Annotated in this window: 11 protein-coding genes; 4 read left to right on the top strand and 7 right to left on the bottom strand. The window is 61.6% G+C overall.

Annotated features, from left to right (window positions below; all coding sequences use genetic code 11):
• The 4 genes from FVQ81_17255 to FVQ81_17240 all read right to left on the bottom strand — a co-directional run.
• On the bottom strand, positions 1-315 hold a 315-nt coding region (locus FVQ81_17255; GenBank protein MBW7998280.1), incomplete at its 3' end, for a metal ABC transporter permease.
• A complete protein-coding gene (locus FVQ81_17250; GenBank protein MBW7998279.1) occupies positions 315-1,073 on the bottom strand; it encodes a metal ABC transporter ATP-binding protein in 759 nt (252 codons plus the stop codon). The genes FVQ81_17250 and FVQ81_17255, both read right to left, overlap by 1 nt.
• Positions 1,074-1,092: 19 nt before the next feature.
• Entirely contained in the window at positions 1,093-2,016 is a 924-nt protein-coding gene (locus FVQ81_17245) for an ABC transporter substrate-binding protein (protein ID MBW7998278.1), read from the bottom strand.
• The gene (locus tag FVQ81_17240) at positions 1,956-2,234 is read right to left on the bottom strand and encodes a CopG family transcriptional regulator (protein ID MBW7998277.1); all 279 of its coding nucleotides are present in this window, start codon (positions 2,232-2,234) and stop codon (positions 1,956-1,958) included. The genes FVQ81_17245 and FVQ81_17240 overlap by 61 nt, the downstream gene beginning before the upstream one ends.
• 195 nt (positions 2,235-2,429) lie before the next feature.
• On the opposite strand from FVQ81_17240, the gene FVQ81_17235 reads away from it, so the two are divergent.
• From FVQ81_17235 to FVQ81_17225, 3 genes are all read left to right on the top strand, one after another.
• Positions 2,430-3,770, top strand: a complete 1,341-nt coding sequence (locus FVQ81_17235; GenBank protein ID MBW7998276.1) for a DUF4832 domain-containing protein — start codon at positions 2,430-2,432, stop codon at positions 3,768-3,770.
• A gap of 703 nt (positions 3,771-4,473) precedes the next feature.
• A complete protein-coding gene (locus FVQ81_17230) occupies positions 4,474-5,400 on the top strand; it encodes a DUF4832 domain-containing protein (GenBank protein MBW7998275.1) in 927 nt (308 codons plus the stop codon).
• Between the two features lie 7 nt (positions 5,401-5,407).
• Positions 5,408-6,529 (top strand): P1 family peptidase, encoded by a 1,122-nt coding sequence (locus FVQ81_17225; protein ID MBW7998274.1) that lies wholly within the window; start codon positions 5,408-5,410, stop codon positions 6,527-6,529.
• Between the two features lie 6 nt (positions 6,530-6,535).
• On the opposite strand, the gene msrB is transcribed toward FVQ81_17225, so the two are convergent.
• From msrB to FVQ81_17210, 3 genes are all read right to left on the bottom strand, one after another.
• A complete protein-coding gene (msrB, locus tag FVQ81_17220) occupies positions 6,536-6,943 on the bottom strand; it encodes a peptide-methionine (R)-S-oxide reductase MsrB (GenBank protein ID MBW7998273.1) in 408 nt (135 codons plus the stop codon).
• Between the two features lie 332 nt (positions 6,944-7,275).
• Complete coding sequence (locus tag FVQ81_17215; protein MBW7998272.1) at positions 7,276-8,955, bottom strand: hypothetical protein; 1,680 nt, start codon at positions 8,953-8,955, stop codon at positions 7,276-7,278.
• 4 nt (positions 8,956-8,959) lie between these two features.
• Positions 8,960-9,733 carry a hypothetical protein gene (locus FVQ81_17210; protein ID MBW7998271.1) on the bottom strand — a complete coding sequence of 258 codons (774 nt, stop codon included), beginning with the start codon at positions 9,731-9,733 and terminating at the stop codon, positions 8,960-8,962.
• Between the two features lie 128 nt (positions 9,734-9,861).
• Here FVQ81_17210 and FVQ81_17205 point away from each other — a divergent pair.
• Positions 9,862-11,310, top strand: a 1,449-nt coding sequence (locus FVQ81_17205) for a sulfatase-like hydrolase/transferase (GenBank protein ID MBW7998270.1), incomplete at its 3' end; no start/stop codon positions are given.

Below are 11,310 nucleotides of genomic sequence, written 5' to 3'. Positions count from 1 at the left end.
CATCGCGCTGATCAGCGTATCCTCGCGCTCCCGCGCTTTCAGCGACACCCAGCCGATCAGGGCGGCGGCCCCCAGCGCGGCGGCCAGCGCACCGTAGAGCGGATCGAGCCACTCCAGGCCGCGCACCTTCTGCAGGTAACGGGCGACTCCCACTCCCCCCAGCACGCTATGGGCGATTCCTCCGGCCAGATAGGTGATCCGCCGGGCAACCACCCAGGTGCCCACCACCCCGCAGGCGACACCAGCGAGAACCCCGGCCAGCAGGGCGTGCTGCAGGAACGGGAACCGGGCCACATCCGCCAGAAAAGTACCCATTACCGTTCCTCCCCGCGGCCGTGCTCGTGGTCGGAATGGATTATCATTTTCACCTCGCCGCCGTACAACTCGCCCACCAGTTCCTCGCTCACTTCCTCGGTATCGTGGACATCCACCGTCCCTTTCACGCAAATCACCCGGTCCACGAATCGGGAGACTATCAGCAGGTCGTGGGAGACGATTATAATTGTCAGCCGCTCGTTGAGCCGGTGAAGAAGCTCGTACAACTTCTGCTCGGCCTGGATGTCGAGGTAGCTGGTCGGCTCATCGAGCAGCAGCAGCTCCGGCTCGGAGGCCAGCATCCTGGCGATCAGCACCCGCTGGCGCTGGCCGTCCGAAAGCTCGGCGAAATTTTTTGCCGCCGCTGTCTCCATGCCCACTCCAGCCAGCGAGGCCAGGGCCGCCATCCGGTCGTCTCTCGAATACCATCCAGGCAGCAGACCGCCCTTCAGACGGCCCATCAGGACCACGTCCATTACGGTCACCGGGAATTGAGGATCGAACTGCGGGTTCTGCGGCAGGAAGCCGATCTTGCGCGAGACCTTGCCCGGCAGCTTGCCGAACAGCCGGACGGTGCCGGAATCCGGCCGCTCAAGTCCCAGCATCAGTTTGAGCAGCGTGGATTTGCCTCCGCCGTTGGGTCCGACCACGCAGGCAAACTCACCGCTCCGGACAGCGAAGGTCACATCCTGCAGCACGGGGCTGCCGCCCGGGTAACTGAAGCAGACATTATCGAGTTGGATCAGGATTTCGCTCATCGTTGCCAGTGCACCTCATTCAGTTTTGTCGGGCCAGCGCCCCGGCTATCAAGGCGGCCATCCTGCGCAGGTTATCCATGTAATCCGGCGCCAGGGGATCGATCCGCACCACCTTGCAGTCCAGGGCCATGCTGAGAGCGTCGGCCACCGGCGAGGGGAATTCCGGCTGGACAAACAGGGTGCGCACTCTTTCGGCCCTCATTTTATCGACCAGCGCGGCCAGCTCACGGGCCGACGGTTCCCGACCGCCGAGCTGGACCGCTTCCTGGCCCAGGCCGAAGGCATCGAGAAAATAGCCGAACGCCGGGTGATGGACATAGACCGACCTGCCGCGGTAGGGGGCCAGCAGGCCGCCGATCTCGCTGCTCAGGCTGTCGAGCTCCCGATGGTAAGAGGCGAGATTGGCCCGGTAGGTTGCAGCGCAGGCCCGGTCTGCGCGGATCAGCGCCTCGCAGATAGTCTGCGTCTGGATTTTTACCAGCTTCGGATCGAGCCAAGTGTGGGGGTCATCTCCTTCCCCGTCCCGGCCGCCACCGATATCTCGCAACTCGATCCCCTCGCGCGTATCCACCACCTCAAGACCTGTAAACAGCTCGGTCAGGCGGCCAGCCAGACGGTCCTCGTAGGGCACGCCGGCCCGGAAAAAAAACCTCGACTCGCCCAGCCGGGCCACAGTCCGCGGCGGCGGATCGAACGAATGCGGACTCTGGCCCCGGGCCAGCAGGACCTCCACCGCTACGCGGTCACCGCCGATTTTCCGCACGAACTCGAGCTGCGGCGGGATACTTACAAATGCGCGCACGATTTCGCCGTGGGCGTTCCCCACCAACGCAGCGGTCCAGGCCGCCAGCGCCAATATCCTGAAACCGGTAGCCAATTCTTTCATTCCGCGCCGCTCCCGGGGTGGGCACAGATCAGGTGGATTTCGTGGCAGGAGTCGCATTCGGTTAACTCGTGGTCTGCGCTGAACTTGTCCCAGTGTTTTTTCTGGTTTGGGCTCAGCACGCCGCTCCCCTGGCACAGCGGGCAGACATTGTCCAGAGCGCCCAGGATCGAACGGCGGATAAACTCGCTGCGGTTGGGCAGGTCTTTCAGCACCTCCAGCAGCGAGCTGTCCACCTTGAAAGTCACTATTTCCTGCTTGGGATTATTTTTTGTCATCCAGTCTGTCCTCCCAGTTGTTTATGATTGCTTATTCGCACCAATTATTACTAAATATTACTTGAATGTCAAGAAGAACCGGGTCGCCGCGTTCAATCTGATACCGGTTACTTGATGCTGAACAGGCCGCCGGTTATTATAAACCTCGCGAACAAGAAGTCGTAGCCGACACTTTTATTTCCGGAGCGATCCCCGATGAAATTTTTTTCCACTCTGCTTGCCTGTCTGGCTTTCGCCGCCGGCTGCGAGGGCCCGCAAATGGTCACTGTGTCTCCCGCCGCAATCAATGACGCGCTGCGTAACCCACACCGCGGATTCGCCACCACCCACCAGTACAACTCCGATATCGGCGACCGCCGTCACCCGGCCAGCACCATCGTCCAGTATCGCTGGTACTGGAACCAGCTCGAGCCGGAGGAGGGTAAGATCCGGTTCGGGTTGATCGACAGCGTGCTGGAACGCTGCCGGGCGGAGGGCCAGAAACTGAATTTCCGCGTGATGTGCCAGAACGGTTCTCCCAGGGTGCCGCTCTGGGTGCGCGAGGCCGGCGCCAGGGGTGAGCCCTACCGTGACAACCCCGACAACTGGCAGCCCTACTACGACGATCCGGTGTTCCTGGTTAAGCACCGCAACCTGATCCGCGCCCTGGCCCGCCGTTACGACGGCCACCCGGACATGGACCATTTCGATATCGGCACCGTGGGGCGCTGGGGCGAGTGGCACACCGGCGGCACGGGGATGGAGATGCCGGACGATGAGACCAGGAAAACCATTATCGACCTTTATCTGGACCACTGGAAAAAAACACCGCTGATCATGCTGATCGGCGGCAAGGAGGGCCTGAGATACGCACTCGCCAACGGAGCAGGCTGGCGCGCGGACTGCCTGGGGGACATGGGCGGGTTCAACGACGACTGGAACCACATGGAAGATTTCTACCAGCAGGCGCTGGACTCGGCCGCGGCCGACGATTCGTGGAAACGTGCGCCCGTGGTGTTCGAAACCTGCTGGACGATCCAGTACTGGTACGACGAGCAATGGGCTCTCGACTATATTCTGTCCGAGGCCCTGCGCTGGCACGTATCGGTACTGAACAACGCCACCGAGAGCGTGCCGGAGGACTGGTGGGCGGCAATTGTCGAGTTCGAAAAGAAAATGGGCTACAGGTTCGCCCTGCGGCGGATGGTCCATCCCGGCAGCGTGTCTCCCGGCGGGAAGATGCTGGTCGAGATGGAGTGGGAGAACGAGGGCGTGGCGCCGATCTACCGCAACTACCCGCTGACTTTCACTTTGCGGAACACCCGCACGCGGCGGATGGTAAGAATCGATGCGGGCGTGGATGTCATCGGCTGGCTGCCGGGGACGATTCCGCTGCAATTGACCCTGCCGGTTCCCGCCGACCTGCCCGCGGACACCTACGACTTTGGAGTGGGCATGCTCGACACCTCGACCGGAAAACCCGGAATCAAGCTGGCGAACGAGGGTCTCGGCGCTGACGGCTGGTACTGGCTCAGCCGCCTGGAAGTCCGTCAATAGCAACAGGAGAGGGGAGTGTTGAATGAGTGCGACCAGGCTGCCGGGTAAATTGAAAATTGGCCTCGTATCCTGCCTGGCGGTGCTGGCAGTCGGGTTTGTGCTGGCCCAGGCGGTAAGCAGCCGGGTGCGGGGAGATTACAACGGCGACGGCCGGGTGGGGGTGGCCGACGTGCTCGCGCTGGTGCTCCACGCCCGCGACGGCCGGGCCGACAGTACCCGTGATTATAACGCCGACGGCGTGTTCGACGGCTCCGACGTGCTGGACCTCCTGCTCGATGTCCTCTGGCGGGGACAAAGCGTGCTGGACGTGGTGATGTCGCCCACCGAGAGCGACGAGTACCTGCTTAACCCGGGCGTGGGCTTCACCTCGCCGAATGCCACCGACTCTAACCTCAGAATCTGGAATCCCAGGTATCCCTTGTGCGCCACGGCCTATTACCGCTGGTACTGGAACGAAATTGAGCCTGAAGACGGACAGATCGATTTCGCCATGATCGACTCCATCCTGGACCAGGTCCACTTGGAGGGCCAGGCATTCGCCTGGCGGATCATGTGCCAGAACGGCTCGATCAAAGTCCCCCAGTGGCTGATCGACAAGGGCATCAACGGCCGCTACTACGATGAGAGCAACCATGCGCTGGGCTTTCAGCCGGACTACAGCGATCCCCTGTTTATCGAGCATCACGAACGGCTGATCACCGCGATGGCCTCGCGCTACGACGGTCACCCCGATATCCACCACGTCGATATCGGCTCGGTGGGCAGTTGGGGCGAGTGGAACACGGCCGGCACCCCCGGCTTCGACATGCCGCCGGACTCCACGCTCAGGGGGATCATGGACCTCTATCTCGACAATTTCAAGCAGACCAAGCTGGTGATGCTGATCGGCGGAGCGGAGCAGCTGGCCTACGGAATCGCCAACGGTACCGGCTACCGGGCCGACTGCCTCGGTGATTTCGGGATGTTCAGCCAGACCTGGAACCATATGCAGAACAGCTATCCCCAGTCTATCGAGGCGGCACAGGCCCAGGACGCCTGGATGCACGCGCCAATTGCGTTCGAGGCCTGCGGCACGGGGACCACTTGGTATTTCGATGGCATGGGCAGCTCGCTGTCCAGTGAGCAGACGCGGGATATCACGATCCAGCAATCCCTGGACTGGCATATCTCGGTGATGAACATGGTCTATGGACCGAGCTACGACGACATGCCGGACGAGTGGCTCGAGGCTTACAATGAGTGGGCCAAGAAGATGGGTTACAGGTATGTCCTGCGCAGGCTCGCGCATCCATCCGCCGTAAGCGCAGGCGGCAGGCTGGCCCTGAAAATGGACTGGGAAAACGTGGGCGTTGCCCCCTGCTACTACCGCTACCCGCTGGCTGTCCGGTTACGTAATCCCGATTCCGGGGCCGCCTGGGAGATGCGGACCGACACGGACGTCCGCACCTGGCTGCCGGGCGAAATCACAATCGACCCCGTGCTGACCGTGCCGTCGGATGTTCCGCCGGGCGAGTACGAGCTGAGCCTGGCCCTGCTCGACCCGTATTACGGCACTCCCAGAATCTCGCTGGCTGTCGACGGTAAAGCCGCCGACGGCTGGTACAACTGGAGCACGATCACTGTCAGGTAGGGTGCTGATGAATTTTTTCGCCGTGTTGTCCACTCTGGTGCTGGGGATCACCTGCACGATGGCTCATGCACAGCCTGAATCAGCCGGCCGCCCCTCCCCCCGCGAGCTGGGAATCACAATCGGCTCGCTGCCGGTGGGGGAGCACAACGATATCACCGACGTGCCCGGCGTGCGCGTGGGGCACACCACGGTAATCCGCGGCGATAATATCCGCACCGGGGTCACGGCGGTCCTGCCGCACGGCGGGAACATCTTCCTGGAAAAAGTCCCCGGCGCGATGGTCACGTTCAACGGCTTCGGCAAACTGGCCGGCAGCACCCAGGTCAACGAACTGGGCAATATCGAAACCCCGGTCCTGCTGACAAACACCCTGGCAGTGCCCCGCACCGCCGACGCCGTGCTGAGCTACATGCTGGCCCTGCCGTGGATGGAGGAGGTGCGCTCGATCAACCCGCTGGTTGGCGAGACCAACGACGGTTTCCTCAACGATATCCGCGAGCGGGCAATCCGCGAAAAGGACGTGATTTCAGCAATTCAAAACGCTACCGATGGTCCGGTGGAGCAGGGCAGCGTGGGCGCGGGAACCGGCACCGGCTGCCTGGGTTTCAAAGGCGGGATCGGCTCCAGCTCGCGGCTGGTGGAAATCGATGGTGAGAGCTACACGGTGGGCGTGCTGGCCCAGACCAATTTCGGCGGCGTGCTGAGAGTCAATGGAGTGAAAATACCGCAGGACTTCGACAGCGAGGAAAGCGGGCGCGGCGGCTCGTGTATCCTGGTGGCCGCCACCGATGCACCCCTGGGGCACAGAAACCTGGCCCGGCTGGCTAAAAGGCTGTTCGCCGGGATGGCCCGCACCGGAGCCAATTTCTCCAACGGCAGCGGCGATTACGCGATAGCCTTTTCCACGCACCCGGAGATGAGGATCCCTTACGGGGGACCCGCGCTTCTCGGTCCGCGGACGCCGCTGGCCAATGAACCGGCCGGCCGACTGTTCGCTGCAGCCGCCGAGGCGGCCGAGGAAGCGATTATTTCATCACTCACCCATGCCGCCACAATCACCGGTCGCGACAACCACGTACGGCACGCGATCGATATCGCCAGACTCAAGGCGGCGCTGGGGCTTGATTGATCGTCCTTATTTTTCCTCCGGCACGAAATTCAGCGACGCGGAGTTAATGCAGTAGCGCAGACCTGTCGGCCGCGGGCCATCGGTGAACAGGTGGCCCAGATGTGCGTCACAGCGGGCGCACTGGACCTCTATCCTGCGCATGCCCCAACTGCTGTCGTCGCGCTCGGCCACGTGGCCCGCCTGCCCAGGCTGCCAGAAACTGGGCCAGCCGGTACCGGACTTGTACTTGTGTTCCGAGCTGAACAGCGGCAGCTCGCAGCAGATACATGCGTAGGTCCCCTTACCCTTGAAATCGAGGTATTTACCGGCAAATGCGCTCTCGGTCTCCGCCTCGCGCGTGATCCTGTACTGCTCTGGAGTCAGCATTTCCCGCCACTCCCGCTCTGTCTTGACTACCTTTTCCAGCTGTTGCATTTCGTCGCCTCCCTTATTATTACCACCGGCCGCCTTCCGTTCTCCGGCCTGCCCTGTGCCGCAGGACGCCAGAACGCTGAGGCCGGCCAGCAGAATTACCGTCATCACTCCATGCCGCATCGGCATTCCTCCTTTCACCTAACTGGACACTTTTATCCACATTGCCGTCTTCGTTGGTACACCTCAAGCCTGGCTGTGTGCGGAAAAAAACACGATACTTTGCGGCTACCGATCCCCCTACCTCGGACAACGCGGCGCTCAAGGATGCGGCAGCCATGCCGGCGGAGCTTGCAAAAGGCTGATATCAGCGGACTACTGACATGAGCTGCAAGTCAGGGCGAAAGTATCTCTCTGTTGAATTGCAGCAGCGAAACCGAGTGGGGCGGCAGTTCAATCTCGATTCTTAACACACCGTCTGTCACTTCGAACTCTTCATTGGAACTCAACGTTTCTTTATGACCTCGGACCTCCAGCCAGACCATTTGGTCCGGGGTTGGATGTAACGGTGAGCCCATCGCCAGCCAGGCTCGGTAGCTGTTGCTGTGCTCCCGGTCGATACGCCAGTGATCCAGAAACAGGTCGTCGCCGGGGTCCGCATCGATTATCGACAACTTGACTGCAATCGTGTCGGAATGGTTCTGAGCCTGATCGAAATTAAACAATAATATCCGGTATGTGTTTTTAACGGCCTCCCTTGTATTCCTCGTAGCCAGCACGCCTAACTCTTTCGGCTTTTCAGGACCGCAATTGACCACTAACTCATCACTGCCCAACAAAGCCAGCAGTTTATTAGCACAGTAGATCGGCTTGCGGATTCCACCGGCGGTGAACAGGGTGCGCTGGCCCTCGAACAACCGCCGGCCCGGGAAGAAAAACGTATCCATGATCAAGCTTTCTATCCGGTTATTCGGGTACCGACTGCTCAAGTCGAGCATCCCCCTGAACAATGCGCATTGGAACGCGGCGAAATACTCGTTGTTGCGGTAGACCGCATTCGGGTCCTGATAGGTCGAGTTGCTGACCCCGTAATCGACATCGCACTCGGTGATGTAGACCGGAATGCCGACGGTCCCCTCGATTGCCGAAATCCGGCGCAGGGCGTCCTCGGTTCGCTCCAGCATTCCGCGCAGGTTTGGATCGCGAGGTTTCACGTTTGCCCGGCTGATCAACTCTGGTGAGGTCAGGTTCCCCTCGAATCTGCTGCCGCCGCCTTTCATGTGGAAAGAGATAAAATCCAGCGGCGCTCCGACGCCACCCGTGCAGTAATTTTTACCGTCCATGCAGTGGCGGATAAACTCGTCCAGGAAACTCGACCCCGCGCCGGCCACCGCGTTACCGCCGATCTCGGCATCCGGCAGCACCTCCTTGAGCGCGGCGGCGGTGTAGTCGTAGAGCCTGAAATATTCCTCACGGCTGCCCTGCCAGAAAAAGCGAAGGTCCGGTTCGTTCCAGACCTCCCATTTCCAGCCGGCAATCTCCTCCCGGCCGTAGCGCTCCAGACAGTGTCGTACCAGCGCACTGACCAGACCGTGCCACTTGCCGTAGTCTTCGGGTGGGTAACGGTCAGGGTGCTGCCAGGGTGCGCGCAGCGAGTCGGGAGGGGCGGAGCTGAGCGGCAGGGGCATGAACCCCAGGCAGACAAACGGGGTCATGTATTCCTCGATTATGACATCGTAGACCTGGTCGAATAGTGTGAAATCGTAGTATGGGTTGCCTTCGCTGTCCTCATGGTAGACATTCGTTCCTGTGGGAAACCCGTGGCTGGTATTCAGCAATCCCATAGTCCTGCGGTATTGCGGGTCGTGCAGCGCAAACGCTGTCTGCTCCATCAACTCCCGGCCCTGCATGGTCAAAATAAGCGACATATCGCCCATCACACCGTTGTTGATCCGGTTCAGCGGACCGGTGACCGAGCCAGCCAAAACTTCCACCTGCACGGCTGTCCGGGCGGAAAGCGGACCGGCAGCCAGTAAAACCAGCGCAGCGAGCGCGATTGCGGCAATGCTTCTCATCAGTTCACCTCTTTCGGCCGTTAGCGGTAGCCCCGGCGATCCGTTTGCGGACCTTGTCCCATGATTCGGTGATCAGGAAGCTTTCGTCCATGTTACCCACCATCCGGCGGAACATCTCGAACGGCACCGAAAAACTGAGCTGCTCGCCCTCGACCGTCGGCCGCGCGGAAACATCGAACATGCCCAGCACTGCCCGGGGATTTTCCTTGCGCGCCTCCAGCCGCACGAACCGGACGATCGAGCCGCAGCCGGCCGAGAACGGCGCGAACACGCCCTCGGAGTCGGCCCTGTCGAAATTGGCGAGGGTAAACAGCCCCGAGAGAATATCCCCGTAGGTGAAAAAGACGACGCCCTCCGGGCTGTCCGGCTCCTCCAGTCCGTCCCAGCGTTTGAACACGATATAGCGCGCGGGGGCGGGCAGGTCCTCGAAACCGTACATCAACTGCCGCACCAGTTCGGGCGTTTTCTTGTAGCGCTCGCCTTCCACCTCGCCGTCCAGCCCGCAGGAGAGGAAGTAATCGAACTTGGGAAACAACTCCGAGGTGAATCCCAGGTAGCGTTTGCCTCCGCGGCAGGTAACGGCTGCGTTGTCGAATGCCAGGGGCTCTCCGCTGCGCGTTTTGGCCAGCGCGCCGATAAAACAGCGCCAGCCTTTCGGCTCCCCGGCCGCACGGACCTCGCCGGGGTCATCGGTATAGTAGAACACCACAGGCAGATCGGCGCCGGGGAAATACTTCGCCCAACGTTCCAGAAAACCGTCCTTGAGCTGCATGTCCACGCTGAGTCTCCCGTTGAATTTACTGTTGATACCAGCATATCAGCGGTTCCGATAAAAATCAACGACTGCGCCCGGGATGCTTGCAAGCGCGCGAATTGAGGATTATAGTTCATTCCAGCCTCCCGTAAATGTTATCGCATTGTAACTATAGATGGTTTAAGCGGTTAAATGTTCAGCGGCAGTTTTTACCCCCCGCCTGCCGAAAGGTTGACGTTTCACATTCAAGATCCGGAGACGTGATGGACAGACGTGAATTCCTGCGCAGCAGCGCCGCCGCTGCCGGACTCTCGCTGGCAGCTTTTTCGGGCTGTGCAACTCCCGGGAGCCGCCCGGACAACCGGCCCAACATCCTGTTCATCTGCACCGACCAGTTCAACGCCTCCTGCGCCGGGTTCGCGGGCCACCCGCTGGTCTACACGCCCAATCTCGACCGGCTGGCCGCGCGCGGCACCGTGTTCACCAACTTCTATAGCAACAGCCCGGTCTGCGTGCCTGCGCGGGCCGCGATGTTCAGCGGGCTGTATCCCCACGAGGTCGAGGCTTACGACAACGCATCGCCGTTCGACGGCCGGGTGCCGTGCTGGACAAACCACCTGACCGACAGCGGCTACCGCTGCCGCGCCACCGGCAAGCTGGATTTCCTGTTCGGACGGGACTACGGGATGGAGGAGGTGGACACCGAGCACGGCCACGACCTCAACCCCGACGTCACCGCCTTCTTCCGCCGCCCGATCCAGCCCCGGATCGACAGCCGCCGGCAGATCGAGGGCTACCTGGACGAGAACCCGCACCACGACACGAGGTTCGTGGCCGAGGCCGCGCGGTTCCTGGCCGCCGAGGCCGGAAGCGAACGCAGGCCCTGGATGCAGTACGTGGGGCTCAACAGTCCGCACCCCCCCTTCGTGGTGCCGCGCAAATATTTCGAGATGTACCCGTTGAACAATATCTCCCTGCCGGACGCCCCCGGCGGCCGGCCGCCGGAGCTGCACCCGGTGATGGCCGCGGCCAACCATTACAACATGTTCGACACCGAACCGTTCAGCGAGGGCCGGATAGTCCGCGCCCGGGCCGCCTACTACGGGATGATCACCCGGCTCGACGAGTGGGTGGGCACGATCCTGACCGAACTGGAACGATGCGGACAGCAGGAAAATACGATCGTGATATTCACCGCCGACCACGGCGAGATGCTTGGCGATCACGGGATGTGGTTCAAGGGCACGCCTTACGACCAGGCCGCCCGCGTACCGCTCGTAATCGCCGGCGGGCCGTTCGGCGCGGGCACTGTGGATACTCCGGCCAGCCATGTCGACCTGGCGGCGACCATGCTCGAACTGGGCGGGCTGAGTGCTCCGGCCGGGCTGCGCGGGCGCTCGCTGCTCCCGCTGCTTTCGGGTGAGGAATCGGGCGGGGAGCGCGCGGCCTACGGCGAGTTGAACAACGAGGGCAACACCACCGGCTATTGCTGGCTGCGCACGCAGCAGTGGAAATACGTACACTTTGTCGGTTACGAGCCGATGCTGTTCGACATGGAGGCCGATCCGCGCGAGTTGAACAACCTGGCAGCCGATCCCGGT

This window comes from Candidatus Glassbacteria bacterium, assembly GCA_019456185.1.
Taxonomy (GTDB): domain Bacteria; phylum Gemmatimonadota; class Glassbacteria; order GWA2-58-10; family GWA2-58-10; genus JAJRTS01.
Note: the sequence above shows the minus strand (reverse complement) of the source record. Positions and strands in the feature narration are given on the sequence as shown.

Coding starts and splice junctions, on each gene's coding strand:
- FVQ81_17250 (MBW7998279.1), bottom strand. CDS start 1,073: ATGAGCGAAATCCTGATCCAACTCGATAATGTCTGCTTCAGTTACCCG.
- FVQ81_17245 (MBW7998278.1), bottom strand. CDS start 2,016: ATGCGACTCCTGCCACGAAATCCACCTGATCTGTGCCCACCCCGGGAG.
- FVQ81_17240 (MBW7998277.1), bottom strand. CDS start 2,234: ATGACAAAAAATAATCCCAAGCAGGAAATAGTGACTTTCAAGGTGGAC.
- FVQ81_17235 (MBW7998276.1), top strand. CDS start 2,430: ATGAAATTTTTTTCCACTCTGCTTGCCTGTCTGGCTTTCGCCGCCGGC.
- FVQ81_17230 (MBW7998275.1), top strand. CDS start 4,474: ATGGCCTCGCGCTACGACGGTCACCCCGATATCCACCACGTCGATATC.
- FVQ81_17225 (MBW7998274.1), top strand. CDS start 5,408: ATGAATTTTTTCGCCGTGTTGTCCACTCTGGTGCTGGGGATCACCTGC.
- msrB (MBW7998273.1), bottom strand. CDS start 6,943: ATGCAACAGCTGGAAAAGGTAGTCAAGACAGAGCGGGAGTGGCGGGAA.
- FVQ81_17215 (MBW7998272.1), bottom strand. CDS start 8,955: ATGAGAAGCATTGCCGCAATCGCGCTCGCTGCGCTGGTTTTACTGGCT.